General features: G+C 64.2%; 17 protein-coding genes. 9 read left to right on the top strand and 8 right to left on the bottom strand.

Going from position 1 to position 18557, the window contains the following annotated elements:
• Positions 1 to 76: 76 nt before the first annotated feature.
• Positions 77 to 1219: a gamma-glutamyl-gamma-aminobutyrate hydrolase family protein gene (locus tag PATSB16_RS03060; protein WP_047212584.1), complete on the bottom strand. Its 1143-nt coding sequence runs from the start codon at positions 1217 to 1219 to the stop codon at positions 77 to 79.
• Positions 1220 to 1421: 202 nt separating this feature from the next.
• On the opposite strand from PATSB16_RS03060, the gene PATSB16_RS03055 reads away from it, so the two are divergent.
• Complete coding sequence (locus PATSB16_RS03055; protein WP_237170286.1) at positions 1422 to 1727, top strand: DUF1232 domain-containing protein; 306 nt, start codon at positions 1422 to 1424, stop codon at positions 1725 to 1727.
• 33 nt (positions 1728 to 1760) lie between these two features.
• On the opposite strand, the gene PATSB16_RS03050 is transcribed toward PATSB16_RS03055, so the two are convergent.
• Positions 1761 to 2735 carry a quinone oxidoreductase family protein gene (locus tag PATSB16_RS03050; RefSeq protein ID WP_047212582.1) on the bottom strand — a complete coding sequence of 325 codons (975 nt, stop codon included), beginning with the start codon at positions 2733 to 2735 and terminating at the stop codon, positions 1761 to 1763.
• A gap of 60 nt (positions 2736 to 2795) precedes the next feature.
• Complete coding sequence (locus PATSB16_RS03045) at positions 2796 to 3575, bottom strand: SDR family oxidoreductase (protein WP_047212580.1); 780 nt, start codon at positions 3573 to 3575, stop codon at positions 2796 to 2798.
• Between the two features lie 252 nt (positions 3576 to 3827).
• Here PATSB16_RS03045 and upp point away from each other — a divergent pair, with 252 nt between their 5' ends.
• On the top strand, positions 3828 to 4478 hold the full coding sequence (upp, locus tag PATSB16_RS03040; RefSeq protein ID WP_047212579.1) for a uracil phosphoribosyltransferase: 651 nt from the start codon (positions 3828 to 3830) through the stop codon (positions 4476 to 4478).
• On the opposite strand, the gene PATSB16_RS03035 is transcribed toward upp, so the two are convergent.
• Positions 4475 to 5389 (bottom strand): DMT family transporter, encoded by a 915-nt coding sequence (locus PATSB16_RS03035; RefSeq protein WP_156884573.1) that lies wholly within the window; start codon positions 5387 to 5389, stop codon positions 4475 to 4477. The two genes, upp and PATSB16_RS03035, sit on opposite strands and share 4 nt — an antisense overlap.
• Positions 5390 to 5593: 204 nt before the next feature.
• Positions 5594 to 7195, bottom strand: coding sequence for an L-lactate permease (locus PATSB16_RS03030; protein ID WP_047212578.1), 1602 nt, complete (start codon positions 7193 to 7195; stop codon positions 5594 to 5596).
• A 442-nt stretch (positions 7196 to 7637) separates the two neighbouring features.
• On the opposite strand from PATSB16_RS03030, the gene PATSB16_RS03025 reads away from it, so the two are divergent.
• Together PATSB16_RS03025 and purD are read left to right on the top strand one after the other, a co-directional pair.
• Positions 7638 to 8366, top strand: a complete 729-nt coding sequence (locus PATSB16_RS03025; protein ID WP_047212576.1) for a YebC/PmpR family DNA-binding transcriptional regulator — start codon at positions 7638 to 7640, stop codon at positions 8364 to 8366.
• 96 nt (positions 8367 to 8462) lie between these two features.
• A complete protein-coding gene (gene purD / locus PATSB16_RS03020) occupies positions 8463 to 9746 on the top strand; it encodes a phosphoribosylamine--glycine ligase (protein ID WP_047212574.1) in 1284 nt (427 codons plus the stop codon).
• 102 nt (positions 9747 to 9848) lie between these two features.
• Here purD and fghA read toward each other — a convergent pair whose 3' ends face one another.
• The 3 genes from fghA to PATSB16_RS03005 form a co-directional block, all read right to left on the bottom strand.
• Positions 9849 to 10703 (bottom strand): S-formylglutathione hydrolase, encoded by an 855-nt coding sequence (gene fghA, locus PATSB16_RS03015; protein ID WP_047216218.1) that lies wholly within the window; start codon positions 10701 to 10703, stop codon positions 9849 to 9851.
• 14 nt (positions 10704 to 10717) lie between these two features.
• Positions 10718 to 11824: an S-(hydroxymethyl)glutathione dehydrogenase/class III alcohol dehydrogenase gene (locus PATSB16_RS03010; protein WP_047212573.1), complete on the bottom strand. Its 1107-nt coding sequence runs from the start codon at positions 11822 to 11824 to the stop codon at positions 10718 to 10720.
• A 175-nt stretch (positions 11825 to 11999) separates the two neighbouring features.
• Positions 12000 to 14207, bottom strand: a complete 2208-nt coding sequence (locus tag PATSB16_RS03005; RefSeq protein ID WP_047212571.1) for a M60 family metallopeptidase — start codon at positions 14205 to 14207, stop codon at positions 12000 to 12002.
• A 261-nt stretch (positions 14208 to 14468) separates the two neighbouring features.
• Between PATSB16_RS03005 and hemF the strand changes: the two genes are divergently transcribed.
• The 5 genes from hemF (at position 14469) to ugpB (ending at position 18515) form a co-directional block, all read left to right on the top strand.
• Positions 14469 to 15377 carry an oxygen-dependent coproporphyrinogen oxidase gene (hemF, locus tag PATSB16_RS03000; RefSeq protein WP_047212569.1) on the top strand — a complete coding sequence of 303 codons (909 nt, stop codon included), beginning with the start codon at positions 14469 to 14471 and terminating at the stop codon, positions 15375 to 15377.
• 28 nt (positions 15378 to 15405) lie between these two features.
• Positions 15406 to 16119 carry a nicotinate-nucleotide adenylyltransferase gene (locus tag PATSB16_RS02995; RefSeq protein ID WP_047212567.1) on the top strand — a complete coding sequence of 238 codons (714 nt, stop codon included), beginning with the start codon at positions 15406 to 15408 and terminating at the stop codon, positions 16117 to 16119.
• 12 nt (positions 16120 to 16131) lie between these two features.
• Positions 16132 to 16584, top strand: coding sequence for a ribosome silencing factor (rsfS, locus tag PATSB16_RS02990; protein ID WP_047212566.1), 453 nt, complete (start codon positions 16132 to 16134; stop codon positions 16582 to 16584).
• A 10-nt stretch (positions 16585 to 16594) separates the two neighbouring features.
• Positions 16595 to 17065, top strand: coding sequence for a 23S rRNA (pseudouridine(1915)-N(3))-methyltransferase RlmH (rlmH, locus tag PATSB16_RS02985; RefSeq protein WP_047212564.1), 471 nt, complete (start codon positions 16595 to 16597; stop codon positions 17063 to 17065).
• A 130-nt stretch (positions 17066 to 17195) separates the two neighbouring features.
• The gene (gene ugpB / locus PATSB16_RS02980) at positions 17196 to 18515 is read left to right on the top strand and encodes a sn-glycerol-3-phosphate ABC transporter substrate-binding protein UgpB (protein ID WP_047212562.1); all 1320 of its coding nucleotides are present in this window, start codon (positions 17196 to 17198) and stop codon (positions 18513 to 18515) included.
• Positions 18516 to 18557 lie beyond the last annotated feature (42 nt).

Raw genomic sequence — 18557 nt, 5'->3', positions numbered from 1 at the left:
GCTCGGCAGGCTGATGTGAAAAAGGCACCGCAAAACGGTGCCTTTTTCTTTGGCCTGCGAAAAAACCGGCGGAGAACTAGAATCGCGTCTCGCGGGCCGCGCGCAAAAACGTATCGAGTACCGGAGTGCAATCGAGCAGTTCGGGCCCGCCGGCCCGGTGAAACTCCGGATGCCATTGCAATCCCACCACGAACGGCGACTTGCGGTGACGAATCGCCTCGATCACACCGTCTTCGGCGCTGATCGCCTCGACCGACAGATCGCGCCCCAGCGTCCTGACCGACTGATGGTGGATCGAGTTGACGATCGGTGTGCCCTGCGCCGCGAGCATCGCCTTGAGCGACGAACCCTCCGGGAACGACAGCGTGTGACGATTGGCGTCGTACTGCTCGTTGACGTGCGGGATCGCGTCGGGCAATTCGGTTTGAATGTCCTGATAGAGCGTGCCGCCGAACGCGACGTTGATCAATTGACAGCCGCGGCACACGCCGAGGACCGGCTTGCCCGCATCGATGAATTCGTGCAGCAGTTCCAGTTCGTACATATCGCGCATGCGATCGCCTTGCCACTCGTGGCGCGTGGCCACTTCCGAGTAACTCTGCGGCGAGACATCGGCGCCGCCCTGCAAGACCAACCCATCGAGATGCTTGGCATAATCGCGCAGCCTTATATGGCTCGGATGCAGCAACCCTTGCGTGTCGACCGTCGGGATCATGAACACGAGCACGTCGCGCGACATGACCCAGTGCGCGATCGACTCTTCGAGATATTGCAGCGTCTTGCTGCGCAACCCCTTTGAACCTGGCTCGGGGTGGAAGATGCGCGCCGAGATGCCGATCTTGAGCGTGCGCTGTGTGATGCGCTGTCCAGCCCGGTCATACCAGGCGCGAAAGCGCGCCGTCACGATGCGGCGCAGCACCCCCAGCGGCGTGTCGGCCGAAGACAGATACGACGGCATGCCGGTATTGCCGCCGCTGCCGCCCGGGGCCTCGGCGGGGTTAGACGGCTGCGCAGGGGGCGGCTCTGAAGGCGGCTCTGCGCCGGCGGGGTGCGCCACGCGCGATGGCGGCTCATTGGACTCGGCCCCCTGGATCGGCGGAGGCACCGGATGATCGCTGGCGATATGCGCGCTTGCCGGATCGACCTCGGATGGCGTGGCCGACGGCGGCGCGGGTTGGGAAGGCGTTTGGGGCTGCTTGGGGTCTTGGGAGTCTGTCATGGCGAATATCGGGAGTCCAGGGCATCGGGATAGACCGCGGGGCTGCGGGAATTATCCTCCGAGCGGGGCGGCAGGGCAATTCGCAGGGCTGCGGCCCGGTGTGGCGCCAACACACACGAGCGCGGGCAGGTCTGGTATATCTAGCGGAAGTATCACGTACGGCGCACCAACGTGCGCCCAACCACGCGAGCGAGGAACAACGATGCGTATTCCGATGTTGCGGCTCTCGCGGATTTCGCGGCTCTGGCGTCTGGCCAGAACGGATTTTCGCGTGCTTTGGCATGCCTTGCGGCACCCTGACCGGCCACGCTGGCTGTGGCCCGCGATGGCTGCACTGGCACTGTATGCGGTGTGGCCGTTCGATCCCATCTCGGTGCTGATGCCAGTGATCGGCGTGGTGGACGACGTCATCGTCATCGCCTTGGCCGTGCACTGGCTGCTCAAACTGCTGCCACGCCATGTGCTGCGCGCCGCGCAGCAACAGGCAGGCATCGCGCCGCGCGCCTGAAGCAAGCGCGGCGCCGCAGGGTTCGCGGCGGACTCAAGGCAGCAGGATCGTCGACCCAGTGGTCTTGCGGCCCTCCAGATCCCGGTGCGCCTGCGCAGCGTCGGCCAACGCATAGCGCTGGTTGATTTCGATTTTCACTTTGCCGTCGACCACCACGTCGAACAGATCCTGCGCGGTCCTCTCCAGATCGGCGCGCTTGGCGATGTACGAAAACAGCGTCGGTCGCGTGAAAAACAACGATCCCCTCGACACCAGATCCGGCACGTTGATGGGATCGAGCGGGCCGGAGGCGCTGCCGAAACTCACCATCATGCCGAGCGGGCGCAGGCAATCCAGCGAACCGATATAAGTATCCTTGCCAATCGAGTCATAGACCACCGGCACGCCCTCGCCACGGGTGATTTCCTTGACGCGCTCGACGAAGTTCTCGCGCGTGTACACGATGGGATGATCGCAGCCATTGGCCTTCGCCAGTTCGGCCTTGGCGTCCGAGCCAACCGTGCCGATCACGGTCGCACCCAGCGCCTTGGCCCATTGGCAAGCGATCAGGCCCACGCCGCCCGCGGCCGCGTGAATCAGGATCGTGTCGCCCGCCTTGACCGGATAGGTACGGCGCAACAGGTACTGCGCCGTCATGCCCTGCAGCATCATGGCCGCGCCCTGCTCGAACGACAGGGCGTCGGGCAGTACCACCAGGAACGCGGCGGGCATCACCCGCACTTGCGCATAGGCGCCCGGCGGCCGGCCGGCGTAGGCGACGCGATCGCCCACCTTGACGTGGCTCACGCCCTCGCCGACCGCCTCGACCACGCCCGCGCCTTCCATGCCCAGGCCGGCGGGCAGCGGTTGCGGATACAGGCCGGTCCGGAAATAAACGTCGATGTAGTTCAGTCCGACCGCATGATGCCGCACGCGGGCCTCGCCCGGCCCCGGCTCGCCGACCTCGACGTCGACATATTGCATGACTTCGGGCCCGCCGGTCTCATGGATTCGAATGGCTTTGCTCATATTCGCTCCTCGCTGTTTGCATGGGTAAATGTGGGAATCGAAAATTCATGGCGCCGGCCGCTAGAACGTACCGGGATAAGCGCCGCCGTCGAGCAGCACGTTCTGCCCGGTGAAATACCCGGCATGCGCGCTGCACAGAAACGCGCACATTGCGCCGAATTCCTCGGGCGTGCCGAAGCGCTGTGCGGGAATGCGGCTCGCGCTGTGCGCACGAATTTCGTCCGGGGCAATGCCCTCGCGCCGGGCCCGCGCGGCGAGCGTGGCCGCCAGGCGATCGGTGTCGAATTGTCCGGGCAGCAGGTTGTTGATCGTCACGTTGTGCGCCACGGTCTTGCGGGCGAGCCCGGCGACGAAGCCGGTCAGCCCCGAGCGGGCGCCATTGGACAGCCCGAGAATCTCGATCGGCGCCTTGACCGAGGAACTGGTGATATTGACGATGCGCCCGAAGCGGCGCGAGATCATGCCGTCGACGGTCGCCTTGATCAATTCGATCGGGCTCAGCATATTGGCGTCCAGCGCACGAATCCAATCGTCGCGCGTCCAGTCGCGAAAGTCGCCCGGGGGCGGCCCGCCCGCGTTGGTCACCACGATGTCCGGCTCGCCACACGCCGCCAGCGCCGCAGCGCGCCCCTCGGGCGTGGTGATATCGCACGCCACGGCGGTGACCGGCACGCCATGGCGCGCCCGTATCTCGGCGGCCGCCGCCTCTAGCGTGGCGGCAGTGCGCGCGACGATCGTGACCTGCACGCCTTCGGCTGCGAGCGCCTCTGCGCAGCCGCGCCCCAGGCCTTTGCTGGCGCCGCACACCAATGCGCGCTTGCCTTCGATATCGAGTTTCATCGGTCTAACCCTTTGCCCTTTGCGAAAATGTCTCGTAAGCGCGCTCTTCGGGCGCCCCGTCGGATCGACCAGCGACCCGGCGACTGCCGACAACCCGTGGACTCGCGTGCCTGCCCGGCAAATTCTAAGGGAATCCCGGCAAACGCGCCGAGCGCACGCTGGGCGGCCCGCCGGGGTTGGGCTAAAATCGGCCCACGGCGACGAACCGGTTCGCCACCTTGCCCCTGTGCCCTTTTTTGCGTGCCCCTCGCCATGAAACAAGACTCCCGCTTTCCGAACCTCTTTATCTGCGACCATCCGCTGATCCAGCACAAGCTGTCGCATATGCGGGACAAGGAAACCTCGACACGCACCTTCCGCGACCTGCTGCGCGAAATCACGCTGCTCATGGGCTATGAAATCACGCGCGATCTGCCGCTGACCACGGAGCGCATCGAGACACCGCTGGTGCCGATGGATGCGCCGGTCATTGCCGGCAAGAAGCTGGCGATCGTGCCGGTGCTGCGCGCCGGCATCGGCATGAGCGACGGCCTGCTCGATCTGGTGCCGTCGGCGCGGGTCGGTCATATCGGCGTATATCGCGACGACAACCACCGGCCGGTCGAGTATCTGGTGCGGCTGCCCGATCTGGCCGAGCGCGTTTTCATCCTGTGCGATCCGATGGTGGCCACCGGCAATTCCGCCGTGCATGCGGTGGATGTGCTCAAGAAGCGCGGCGTCAGCGACGAAGCCATTCTGTTCCTGGCCCTGGTGGCCGCACCGGAAGGCGTCACGGTGTTTCACGCCGCGCATCCGCGCGTCAAACTCTACGTGGCGTCGCTCGACGAACGGCTCGATGAGCATGCCTACATCGTGCCCGGACTGGGAGATGCGGGGGATCGCCTGTTCGGCACCAAGAACTAGCGCCGCGTCAGTGCCACGCCAAGCCCGGCCACGCCCATGCCGATCCACGCCAGCGGCGGCATGTGCTCGCCGATCATCAGCCACGCGATCAACGCGGCCGCGGGCGGCACCAGGAAGAACAATGCCGACACGCGCGACGCCTCGCCATGCCGGATCATGACCAGCAGCAGGCTGATGGCGATCAACGAATTGGCGAGCACCAGGTAAGCCAGCGACAGAATCAACGGGCCGCTCCAGCGCACCTGCATCGGCTCGAAGGCCCAGGCCAGCGGCAACACCACCAGCAGGCCGACCGCATATTGCACGGCGTTGGCGACCACCGGATGATGCGGTGAGCCAAAGCGCTTTTCATAGAGCGTGCCGGCCGTGATGCAGGCCAGCGCCAGCAACGCGCACAGAATGCCGGCCACTGATGTCGCCTCGATGGCCGAGCGCGCGAGGATCACCAGCGCGGCGCCTACGAGGCCCAATCCGAGACCGAACCAGCGCGTCTTGCTGATTCGTTCGTTGCTCATGTAGGGCACCAGTAACGCCACCAGAATCGGCTGCAGCGAAACGATCAGGGCGACGCCACCGACCGATGCGCCAAAGCGCAGCGCCAGATTGAACAGACTGAAATAGCCCGCCTGAATCAGCAGGCCCACTACCGCCAGATGTCGCCACGCTGCCGCGGTCTTCGGCCAGGGCGGGCGCAACACCACCAGCAACGGCAGCAGCACCAGCAGCACCAGCGCATAGCGCAGCACCAAAAAGGTCAGCGGGTTCACATAGGCCAGACCGATCTTGGCGATGGTGAAGCCGGCGGACCACAGCAGCAGGAATATGAACGGCGCCGACTTCAGCCAGAGCGGTTTGACGCCATGCAGGGCGCCGGGCGAAGAGATGGAAGAAGACTGACCGGTTTTGCTCATCGTCCAGAGGAAACCGCGACGCCCTGCGTACGGCGGCGTGTCGCGGTCATTTCAAGTGGGTTGGCCAAGTATGCCACGCGCATCGGGACAAGCGGCGATGCCTTTTTGCGTCGCTAAAAACAGCTTTGGCGGATGGCCGCCAGGCAGCCATCCGCCAATCTGCAACACCCGGGTTAAGCGTCTATTCCTATCCCGGCGCTCGCATCAATGCAGATGCGGAATCATCCAACTCAGCACGTGTTGCTGCAAGTAGACCACAACCCCGAGCAACAAGGTCAGGAAAACGCTGTGCTTGAAGGTACGGGCGAACACCACACCTTCGTGACCGCGCAAGCCGGTGGTGGACACGCCCGTTGCGATGTTCTGCGGGGAAATCATCTTGCCCATCACACCGCCCGACGAGTTGGTCGCCGCCATCAAGACCGGATCGAAGCCCAGTTGCTTGGCAGCCACGACCTGCAGGTTGCCGAACAGTGCGTTGCCCGAGGTGTCGCTGCCCGACAGGAAAACCGCCACCCAGCCGAGGAACGCCGAAACCAGCGGGAAGAGCGCTCCGACCGATGCGACCCCCATACCCAGCGTATAGCTGATGCCCGAGTAGTTGAGCAGGAATGCCAGGCCGACGATCATGCACACCGTCAGCACGGCGATGCGGATCTGCACCCAGGCATCCCACAGCGACGCCAGGAAGTCCTTGACGGAGAGCTTCACCAGGAAGGAAGTGATCACCGCAGCCAGCAGAATCGCGGTTCCCGTGCCAAGCGGCTGGAAGCCCCAGACGGCGCCATAAGGCTTGTTGTACAGCGTAATGAATACTTGCTGGTTGAGCCCCGGCCACGGCAGTTTGGCTTCACCGATCCCGGAAATCTTGGCGTAGACCCAGAAAATCACGACGACCGTAATGACCACCCAGGGCAGCCAGCCGCCATAACCGATCTTCGGCGTGCCAGCGGCGCGCGCGGGACGATCGATATGGTATTGGGGATCAGGCTCCGGCGACCATACCTTGAGGAACGCGATGGTGATGATCAGCGAGGTCATCGAGGCCAGCACGTCGGTCAATTGGTAGCTGATGAAGTTGGACGAAACGAACTGCGCCAGCGCGAAGCTGCCGCCCGCCACCGTCAGGGCCGGCCACAGTTTGCGAATCGAGCGGAACCCGCCATACAGACCGATCACGTAAAACGGCAGCAGGAAGGCGAACAGCGGCAATTGCCGACCGACCATCGCGCCCAGCGGACCGGGCGGCATGCTGGTGACCGCGCCGAGCACCGTGATGGGCACACCCAAGGCACCGAACGCGACCGGCGCGGTGTTGAAGATCAGGGTGTAGGTCAAGGCTTCCAGCGCCGGGAACCCGAGGGCGATCAGCAATGCGCTGGTAATCGCCACCGGCGTGCCGAAACCAGCGATCCCCTCGAGCAGACAGCCGAAGGAGAAGGCGACGACCAGCAGCACCAGCCGACGGTCATTCGGCATGTGATCGAGCATCCACTGCCGGAACGCATCGAAGCGTCCCGACTTTACGGACACGTTGTACAGCACCAGCGCGCCATACACGATCCACATAACGGGCAGGAGCGCGAAAACCACGCCGAAAGCCACGGCATTGAATGCCAGACCAACCGGCATCTTCCACACGGCGACGGCAATGATCAAGCCAGCGATCAAGCCCACCATGGACGCTTGCCAGGCCGGGCGACGCAACACCCCCAGCATGACAAGTACGATTGCAATGGGAATGACCGCTACCAAAAACGACGGCAGCAGTGCATTGGCCACTGGAGTAACTATTTGGTGAAACATCTATTTCGTCTCCAAAATTTTCGCGCCCAACGGTCTCAGTGTAGTAGTCGGTTCGCCGGCACAAGCGCTTTTGGGGTCCTGTTTTGCCTTTTTTGGACTTCCGGTTGACCGGTCTACCACAGGAGCTAGATCGTAAGGATGTCGGCCATGTAAAGACATGGGCAAAAACCCTTATTTATAAGTTAATCGCATCATTAAATAGCAAAACCGTGACGCTTGTCTTAGACGTCTCGGCTGGGCCGGCAACGTCCGGCCTGCCGGATACAACACCGGGGGCGCGCCGCCCCGGCAACCGGCTGCAAGCCGGGCGATTCTGGCATCGGCGAGCAAAAAAGGCGCCGGGCACGGCTATCCCCGGTAAAATACGGCTTTTGCGGATGAGCGACAGGGCGGCCCCGCCCTTCGGCGCCGTCCGGCTCGACTGATTTTTGGGGAATACGACATGGCTGGGCATTCGAAATGGGCCAATATCAAGCATAAAAAGGCAGCGACAGACGCCAAAAGAGGCAAGATCTGGACCCGTCTGATCAAGGAAATCACCGTCGCGGCCAGGCTCGGCGGCGGCGACCCGGACGCCAACCCGCGCCTGCGCCTGGCGATGGACAAGGCGACCGACGCCAATATGCCCAAGGACAACATCCAGCGCGCCATCCAGCGCGGCGTCGGCGGCCTGGACGGCGTCAATTACGAGGAAATCCGCTACGAGGGCTACGGCCTGAACGGCGCGGCGGTCATTGTCGACTGCATGACCGACAATCGCATTCGTACCGTTGCCGAGGTGCGGCACGCCTTCTCCAAGCACGGCGGCAACCTCGGCCAGGAAGGCTCGGTGGCCTTCATGTTCAAGCACTGCGGCCAGTTCCTGTTCGCCCCGGGCACACCCGAGGACGCGCTGATGGAAGCCGCGCTCGAAGCCGGGGCCGAAGATGTCACCAGCAATGAGGACGGCAGTTTCGAAGTCATTTGCGCACCGCACGACTTTTCGGCCGTCAAGGCCGCGCTCGAGGGCGCCGGCTTCAAGGCCGAGATCGCTGAAGTCACGATGAAGCCACAGAGCGAAGTCGCGTTCACCGGCGACGACGCGGTCAAGATGCAAAAGCTGCTCGATGCGCTGGAAAATCTCGACGACGTGCAGGACGTATACACCAACGCAGTGATCGACGAGGCCTGACCGAAGAACCGGCCACGCGTCGCTCACGCGCGCAAACAACGATCGATAAGCCGCGGCGCCCCGTCTTCGGGCGTCGCATTGATTCGCGGGAAATTCATGAAGATTCTTGTTGTCGGCTCCGGTGGGCGCGAGCACGCGCTGGCCTGGAAACTCGCGCAGTCGCCGCGCATTCAACGCATCTATGTGGCGCCGGGCAACGGCGGCACGGCCAGCGACGATCGCCTGCTCAACGTACCCATCACCGACCCCAAGGTTCTGGTCGAATTCGCCGTGCGCGAGAACATCCACCTGACGGTGGTGGGCCCTGAGGCACCGCTGGCCGCCGGCATCGTCAATCTGTTCCGCTCGCGCGGCCTGAAAATCTTCGGCCCGACCAAAGAGGCCGCGCAGCTCGAGAGTTCCAAGGATTTCGCCAAGGCTTTCATGCAGCGTCACGGCATTCCGACCGCCGAATATCAAACCTTCGCCGACGCCGCGGCCGCTCACGCCTATATCGATGCAAAGGGCGCGCCGATCGTCGTCAAGGCCGACGGCCTGGCCGCCGGCAAGGGCGTGGTGGTGGCGATGACCGTCGAGCAGGCGCACGACGCGATCGACATGATGCTGGCCGACAACAAATTGGGCGACGCCGGCGCGCGGGTGGTGATCGAGGAATTCCTGCACGGCGAGGAAGCCAGTTTCATCGTCATGGTGGACGGCAAGAACGTGCTGCCGCTGGCCTCCAGCCAGGATCACAAGCGCCTGCTCGACGGCGATGCCGGCCCCAACACCGGCGGCATGGGAGCCTACTCGCCAGCGCCGATCGTCACGCCGCAAATTCATGCGCGCGTCATGCGCGAGATCATTCTGCCGACCGTGCGCGGCATGGAAAGCGACGGCATTCGCTATACCGGCTTCCTGTACGCGGGCCTGATGATCGACGCGCAGGGCAACCCCAAGACGCTCGAATTCAACTGCCGCATGGGCGACCCGGAGACGCAGCCGATCATGGCGCGCCTGAAGGGCGACTTCTCCAAGGTGGTCGAACACGCGATTGCCGGCACGCTCGATGCCGTCACCCTCGACTGGGATCGCCGCACGGCGCTGGGCGTGGTGCTGGCCGCGCACGGCTACCCCGACGATCCACGCAAGGGTGACCTGATCACGGGCATTCCGGCCGAGACGGACGAATGCGTGACGTTCCACGCGGGCACCCAGAAGAGCGACGACGGACAACTGCGCAGCAGCGGCGGGCGCGTGCTGTGCGTGGTCGGCCTGGCCGATTCGGTGCGGGGCGCGCAAAGCGCCGCTTATGAAGCGGTCAATCAGATCCATTTCGACGGTATGCAGTACCGTCGCGATATCGGCAACAAGGCGTTGAGCCGCAAGCCGGGGCACTGAGCCGCCACTCACGCCGCAACTCACGCCGACGCGAACAAACAGGGCGATTGCACCAACCGGTGCAATCGCCCTTTGTCTTTGTCACGGCGGTGGCTGCTTCGCTCAGGACCGACGCAAAATGCCGGCGTGATGCGCCATATGATCGGCCATAAAGGTCGAGATGAAGTAATAGCCGTGGTCGTAGCCGGGGTGGCGCCGCAGCGTGAGCGGCTGGCCGGCCCGGGCGCAGGCCGCCTCGAACTGCTCGGGGTGCAGTTGCTCGGCCAGGAATCGGTCGGCCAGCCCCTGATCGATCAGAATGCCGTCGGCATACGGCTTCTTCATGCCCGCCATCAGCGCGCTGGCGTCGTGGCTTTGCCAGCGCTGCCGATTCGCCCCGAGGTACCCGGTGAATGCCTTGACGCCCCACGGGCACTGCGTGGGCGCGGCGATCGGCGCGAACGCCGATACCGAAGCGAACAGCCCCGGGTGGCGCAGCGCCAGCACCAGCGCGCCGTGCCCGCCCATCGAGTGGCCGAAGATGCCGGTGCGCGCCGCATCGAGCCCGAACTCGGCCTGCGCCAGCGGCACCAGCTCGCCCGTCACGTAGCTCTCCATCCGGTAGTGCCTGGACCACGGCGCCTCGGTGGCATCCAGATAGAAGCCCGCCCCGACACCGAAGTCCCAACTGTCGGCCTCGCCCGGCAGGTTCGCCCCGCGCGGGCTGGTGTCCGGCGCGAGCAGCGCGATGCCGTGTTCGGCCGCCAGCCGCTGCGCGCCGGCCTTGATCATGAAGGTCTCTTCGGTGCAGGTCAGCCCCGCCAGATACACCAGCGCCGGGATGGGTCCCGCGCCACGCCCCTGCCCCGGCGGCAGGTAGACCGAGAAGCGCATCGGCAGCCCGATGGTTGCCGAGGCGTGCCGGTAGAAGCGCTGCACGCCGCCGAAGCAGGCGTGTTCGCTGAGCAGTTCGAGCATCGCGCCGGCCCCGCTCAATACAGTACGACCGAGCGGATCGACTCGCCGCGCTTCATCAGGTCGAAGCCGTCGTTGATCTGCTCGAGCCTGAGCGTATGGGTGATGAGGTCGTCGATGTTGAGCTTGCCTTCCATGTACCAGTCGACGATCTTCGGCACGTCGGTGCGCCCGCGCGCCCCGCCGAAGGCCGAGCCCTTCCACTCGCGCCCGGTCACCAGCTGGAACGGCCGCGTGCTGATTTCCTGCCCGGCCGCCGCCACCCCGATGATGAACGATTGGCCCCAGCCCTTGTGGCAGCACTCCAGCGCCTGGCGCATGGTGGTGACGTTGCCGATGCACTCGAAGCTGTAGTCGGCCCCGCCGTCGGTGAGCTGCACGATGCGATCGACCACGTTCTCGACTTCCGTGGGGTTGATGAAGTCGGTCATGCCGAATTTGCGCGCGAGCTCGACCCGCCGCGGGTTGATGTCGACGCCGATGATCTTGTCGGCGCCCACCATCTTCGCGCCCTGGATCACGTTGAGCCCGATCCCGCCCAGGCCGAACACCACCACGTTGGCGCCCGCCTCGACCTTGGCCGAGTAGACCACCGCGCCCACCCCAGTGGTGACCCCGCAGCCGATGTAGCACACTTTGTCGAACGGCGCGTCTTCGCGGATTTTGGCTACCGCGATCTCCGGCACGACGATGTAGTTGGAGAAGGTGGAGGTGCCCATGTAGTGCAGGATCGGCTTGCCCCCCAGCGAGAAGCGCGAGGTGGCGTCGGGCATCAGGCCGCGCCCCTGGGTGGCGCGGATCGCCTGGCACAGGTTGGTCTTGCGCGACAGGCAGAATTTGCACTGGCGGCATTCGGGCGTGTACAGCGGGATCACGTGATCGCCCTTTTTGAGGCTGGTCACCCCCGCGCCCAGGTCCACCACCACGCCCGCGCCCTCATGGCCCAGAATGGCCGGGAACAACCCTTCCGGGTCCGCCCCCGACAGCGTGTAGTAGTCGGTGTGGCAAATCCCGGTGGCTTTCACTTCGATCAGCACTTCGCCCGCGCGCGGGCCCTCCAGATCGACTTCCTCGATCGTCAACGGCTTGCCCGCTTCCCAGGCTATGGCGGCGCGTGTTTTCATCGGTCTGCGTCCTCGACATCCATGGTAAAAAAATCCAACCATACACCAGATAGTCGGCAAACGGCGCGCGCCGTGCCAGGCATGGCGCGCACAGAACGATTTTCGTCGGATGGAAAAACAAAAAAGCCGAGGGGCCGCGCCACCGGCACGGCCCCTCGGATCATTCAGCGGTCAATCAGCGTTTGAACAGATTCCACGCCTCGCGCCACGCCCACCCCTTACCGGGTTCATAAGCACGTGCCGCGCTGCCGCACCAGGCAGTGCGCGGCCATGACCGGCACTGGTAGAAGCGGTTGTCGCGGCCGCGCACCACGTCGCCAGCCTGGTAGGAAGTCCCTTCCCGATAGTCGGGATATTGCCGCTCGGGGTTCGCGCCCGGCTCGACGCTCAGTTGATGCTCGGCGTGCACCTCGATGCTGTTATCCCAGCCTTCCTTGGTCGCTACCGCAGTCATGAACACCTTGTATTGACCCGGTGCTTTGGCCACGAACTGCCAGGGTTTGCCGCGCGAACCAGTCCCGCTGTGCGCCTCGTTGCCCGCCGCATCGAGCACGCGCCATTTGAACGTCAGCGCAAATCCCATGACGTCCCGCACGCGTCCATCGAGCGTGACAGTGTCGCCCGCCTTGACCTTGGCCGGTCCGCGCACGGCTGCCAATCGTTTGACGACACGGAAAGTATCGACTGCGGATTCGGTCGCCCCGGTGCGCTGGTCGGACACGGTCAGCTTGAACTTGAAAGCGCCGTCCTGCAGACCGCCGGGCACCGTAACGGTGGTGCGTGCGCTGCGCGCGTCAGCGATCGTCAGCGTTTTCGGGCCGTCGATTTGCTCCCAAAGATACTTCGCGGTGCCGCATTGAACCGGCTTGGCCTGCAACGGGATCTGCACGTCACGACGATAACCGCCGTCCATGGCCGGCAGCGGCTCCATTTGCGCCTTGATGCCGGCGATATCGCACTTCTTGGACAGATCGTAACGAATATCGCTATCGCGGTTTTCCCAGATCGGCTCGACCAGCGGCGTCAGCTGCAGCGACTCGATCGCGTGACGCGTTTGCGGATCGATCGACACGCCCCATTTCTCGAAGAACGGCAGCAGGTTATAACCGGATTGCAGGCTGGCTTGCTGCATGAACAGCTGCTGCATTTCGCCCACTTTGTTGAAGGGGTCTTGCGGCAAGTGCGTGCCGCCGGCGGCCATTTGGCGATAGGCCGTGCCGATGTCGGCCAACAGTTGCTTGCCGAACGTCAAGTGCAATTGCCATGCCATGGCTGTTTGCGTGTGATGCGCCAGACGGTTGAAGTCGCGCTTCTCACCGCCGAAGTAGCGCTTCAGGCTGTCCCAGGTTCCTTGCGTTTCATAGCGGGACTGCTGGCCGAGCCATTGCTGCAGATAGAGCGCGCCCAGATCGTCGCTGCCATAGGTCGAGCCGCGCCACATCATCGGTGCCGGCAGGTATTGTTGCCCCAACGCGCCCCAGATGGTCCATGCATTGCGGGTGAGCGCGTCGGCGGCGATCATGCGCGCTGCCGCGGCGTCGGTGTAGAAGCGGATCCCTTCCATCACGATGACGTCGCTGCTTTGCCTGGTGCCGTTGTACGCGTCGACGATACGCACCGGCCGCGGATCGAGCCGGTGAGGCGCGTTCTTGTCCACCCCCACGCCATACAGTGCCTGGACTGCGGGCACCATTCGATCCCAAGTGCGCAGCAGCTCGCTCGGATCCTTCAGATGCTTGGCGTGCGATGCGCGCACGGTAATTTCCGCGTGCTGGCTCACCAGTTCCACGTAGGCCGAATCCGCATAGGTTGCCAGCATTTCCTGCCACTGCGCGTTGGTATGCTTGCCCAGTACGAAATGCGGCAGCGCGCGGCCGCCCTCGCGCAGGGTCACCGTCAGCGGATGCCCGGTCGGCGTGTGTTCGTAAGCGATATTGACGATGCCGTCCTTTTCCACGGCGATGCGATTTTCGCCCTTGACCAGCTTGGCTTTTTGCGCGTAGTGATAGCGCTGGGTGTTGTCGGTCGGATGCAGGATCCACACCTCGACAGGTACACCCGGTGCCACGCCGGCGTCGTCAAAGTCGATCACCAGGTTGTCGCCCGCCTTGACCCAGTAACCGGTGGTTTGAAACGGGTTGCGCGCGTGGCGAGTCAGGTCCGCCTGGCGCATGGCGCCGTCGGCCTCGTATTGCTGGATTTCGATTTGACGGGCGGGCGCGATGCTGCCGGCCTGCACAGGCAAGCTGCCGAATGCGCCGGTCTGTCCGGTGGCGGGTTGTCCGGCCGCCGAGGCTGGCGCCGCTCCGAGCAAGGTCGCCGCCGCTAATGCGGCGACACCGAGACGCGCCCAATGTGCGCGACAAACTTGATTTTCTTTCATAACCGTCAGGTTTCCTTGTGAGAGATAAATTACGGCCGCCCTATCGGCCGCAACTCACCCGGAATTTTTCGCTCTCCAACACAAAATCCCCAGACGACAACCGGCAGGTGCGCGACCGAAAGCATCGGGCGGCGCACGGGAAACCTCGCCGCGACCGCGGAATTTTCTAGCCCGGCGACGGACTCGAGTGGTCGACGTGGGGTGCGTTGGGGGCGCCGGGCCGGTACAATCGGGGAATCCAAGCCCTGTGAGGATCCGACGATGAATGCCCTCGAAGTGCGCAACTATTTATTGGGTTTGCAGGAGCAGATCGTCTCCACCCTTTCCCGCCTGGACGGCACGCCGTTCGTACAGGATGACTGGCAGCGCCCAGCCGACGGCGCGTTGCGCGGTGATGGCAAGACCCGAGTGCTGGAGAACGGCAAGCTGTTCGAGCGGGCCGGCGTGAATTTCTCCCATGTGCAGGGCGATCGCCTGCCGCCCTCGGCCACCGCAGCTCGGCCCGAGCTGGCCGGACGCGGCTTCGAGGCGCTGGGCGTATCGCTCGTGCTGCACCCGCACAACCCGTATTGCCCGACCGTGCACATGAATGTGCGCATGCTGATCGCCACGCAGGCCGGCCAGGCACCGGTTTTCTGGTTCGGCGGCGGCATGGACCTGACGCCGTACTATCCGTTCGAAGAGGATTGCCACCATTTTCACTTGACCTGCAAGGTGGCGCTCGACCCGTTCGGCACGGAGCTCTATCCGCGCTTCAAGCAGTGGTGCGACGAATACTTCTTTCTCAAGCACCGCAATGAGCCGCGTGGCATTGGCGGCATTTTCTTCGACGACTACTGCACGCCCGATTTCGCGCAGAGCTTTGCCATGGTGCAAAGCGTCGGCAATGCCTTTTTGCAAGCGTATCTGCCGATCATCGAGCGCCGCAAGGCGATGGCATATGGCGAGCGCGAGCGTGACTTCCAGGCATTCCGGCGCGGCCGCTACGTCGAATTCAATCTGGTCTACGATCGCGGCACGCTGTTCGGCCTGCAGTCGGGCGGGCGCACCGAATCGATCCTGGTGTCGATGCCGCCCGTCGTAAAATGGCGTTATGACTGGCAGCCGCTTCCCGGTTCGCTCGAAGCCAAGCTGTACACCGATTACCTGATCCACCGCGAGTGGGTATAAACGCCGCTCCCAGCATTTCATCACGGCCATGCCATTGCAGCATCCCCCTTCCTCGCCGATTCGCCGCGTCGGCCTGCTCGGCGGTACGTTCGATCCGATCCATGCCGGCCACCTGGCGCTGGGTGAATTGTTCGCCGCGACGCTGGCGCTCGACGAGCTGATCCTGATGCCGGCCGGGCAGCAACCGCAAAAACACGACAGCACGCCTGCGCAGCATCGCCTGGCGATGACCCGATTGGCCGCGGCGGAGCTGGCCGAGCGCCTGCGGCATGCCGGTCTGGCCACGAGCCTGCGTGTGAGCACCATGGAAATCGAGCGCGGTGGCCCGAGCTACACCGTCGATACCTTGCGCGAGTTGCGCCGGCAACTCGGCCCGGACGCATCGCTGACCTTGCTGATCGGATCCGACCAGCTGCTGCGGCTGGACACCTGGCACGAATGGCAACGGCTGTTCGAGGCCGCTCATATCGGCGTTGCCGCGCGCCCGGGTTTCGACTGGCGCAGCGCGCCGCCGGCGGTACACGCGGCCATCGCCGCACGCGGCGCCGACGCCGACACTGTACAATCGAGCCCTTGCGGCCACATTTTGCTGGACGACTCGCTGGCCATCGACATATCGGCCACCGATCTGCGCGCCGAACTCGCCAGAATGAACAATTCGCGCCAGCCAGCAGGCGCCGCCGCCGATCTGTTGGCGCCCATCCTGGATTACATCCAGGCGCATCACCTTTATCGCACCTGACCAATCATTGCCATGGATATCCGCAAACTGCAGCGCACCATCGTGGACGCGCTCGAAGACGTCAAAGCCCAGGACATCGTCGTATTCAACACCGAACACCTGACCTCCCTGTTCGATCGCGTGATCATTGCCAGCGGCACGTCCAATCGCCAAACCAAGGCGCTGGCCGCGAGCGTGCGCGACAAGGTCAAGGAAGCCGGCGGCGAAATCATCGCCATCGAGGGTGAGGACGTCGGAGAATGGGTGCTGGTCGACTGCGGCGACGCAGTCGTCCACATCATGCAGCCGACCCTGCGCCAGTATTACAACCTCGAGGAAATCTGGGGCGGCAAGCCGGTACGGCTGCGCATGGCCGCCAAGGGCGGGCCGGCGATGGCCGGCGCCGATGACGATGAACAGGACGAGGCCGCCGCCGCGGCCCCGGTCAAGGCGCGTGTGGATCGCTCCGCCGCCCGCAAGGCCTGAGCCGGCGTCGATGCGGCTGATGATCGTGGCGGTCGGGCACAAGATGCCCGACTGGATCGAAGCGGGTTTCGGCGAATACGCCAAGCGCATGCCGCCGGAGCTGCGCATCGAACTCAAGGAAATTCGCCCGGAGCAGCGCTCGTCGGCCAAAACCGCGCAGACCGTGATGGCGCTCGAGCGGCAGCGCATCGAAGCGGCCTTGCCGCGTGCCTGCCGGCTGATAGCGCTCGACGAACACGGGCGCGACCTGACCACCGTGGCGCTCTCGCAGCGGCTCGGGCAATGGCAGCAGGACGGCCGCGACGTCGCCTTCGTGATCGGCGGCGCCGACGGCCTGGACCCGGCGCTCAAGGCCGGCGCCGATACGCTGCTGCGGCTGTCGAGCCTGACGCTGCCGCACGGCATGGTGCGGGTATTGCTCGCCGAGCAGTTGTATCGCGCCTGGAGCATCACGGCCAACCATCCCTATCACCGCGCCTGAACCGACATGTCGGGCCGACCCTGCCGGTACGCCCGCCGCGCTATTGAAATGCCATATAAACATGGTAGGCTACGCGCGCCAACGTCCGCTGGGGCGGACAAGGTTTTCCGTTCAATCTGAGGAGATTGGGATGAAGAAAAATTCACTGCGCCTGGCATGCCTGGGCGCCGTTCTGGCTTTGGGACTTTGCCGCACGGCAAGCGCCGTCACCGACATTCAGTTCTGGCATTCGATGGAGTCGGCGCTGGGCGAGCGAGTCAACGATATCGCCAAGGAGTTCAACGCTTCGCAGACCCAATACAAGATCATCCCGGTCTACAAGGGCAACTACGAGCAGAGCATGGCCGCGGGCATTGCCGCCTATCGCGCTGGCGATCCGCCGGCCATCCTGCAGGTCTATGAAGTCGGCACCGCAACCATGATGCGCGCCGGCAAGGCGATCAAGCCGGTCTGGCAGGTCATGAAGGATGCCGGCGTGCCGTTCAACGAAAGCGCCTTCGTGCCGACCGTGGCCAGCTATTACAGCGACAGCCACAATCATTTGATTTCGATGCCGTTCAACAGCTCCACGCCGGTGCTGTACTACAACAAGGACGCATTCAAGAAGGCAGGCCTGGACCCCAACAAGCCGCCGCGCACCTGGGCCGACGTGGCCGCCGATGCCGCCAAGCTCAAGGCCTCGGGCATGTCGTGCGGCTTTACCACCGGCTGGCAGGGTTGGGTGCAGATCGAGAATTACAGCGCCTGGCACGGCCTGCCGATCGCCACCAAAAACAACGGCTTCGACGGCGCCGACGCCGTGCTCGAATTCAACGGCCCGCAGCAGGTCAAGCACATCGCGTTCCTGGCGAATATGGTCAAGCAGGGCACCTTCACCTATGTGGGCCGCAAGGACGAGGCCACGTCGAAATTCTATAGCGGCGATTGCGGCATCATGACCACCAGCTCCGGCGCGTTGGCCAACATCGAGAAATACGCCAAATTCAAATATGGCGTCGGCATGATGCCGTATGACGCCGACGTGAAGGGCGCGCCGCAAAATGCCATCATCGGCGGCGCCAGCCTGTGGGTGATGGGCGGCAAGTCGGCCAACGTCTACAAGGGCGTGGCCGAGTTCCTGCAGTTCCTGACTTCGCCCGCGGTCGCGGCCAAATGGCACCAGGATACCGGCTACCTGCCGGTGACCAAGGCCGCCTACGAGCTGACCGAGAAACAGGGTTTTTACGCCAAGCACCCGGGCGCCGACGTGGCCATCAAGCAGATGCTCTTCAAACCGCCGCTGCCATATACGCGTGGCCTGCGCCTGGGTAACATGCCGCAGATCCGCACGGTGGTCGACGAAGAACTCGAAGCCGTCTGGAGCGGCAAGAAGACCGCCAAGCAGGCGCTCGACTCCGCGGTCAGCCGCGGCAACGTGCTGCTGCGGCGATTCCAGCAGTCCGGCGGCTAAGCACTGCCAGATCGCGATTCGACGAATCGCGATCGACCCAGC

Origin of the sequence: Pandoraea thiooxydans, assembly GCF_001931675.1 — a bacterium.
GTDB lineage: Bacteria > Pseudomonadota > Gammaproteobacteria > Burkholderiales > Burkholderiaceae > Pandoraea > Pandoraea thiooxydans.
This window is presented reverse-complemented; position numbering and strand designations above follow the sequence as displayed.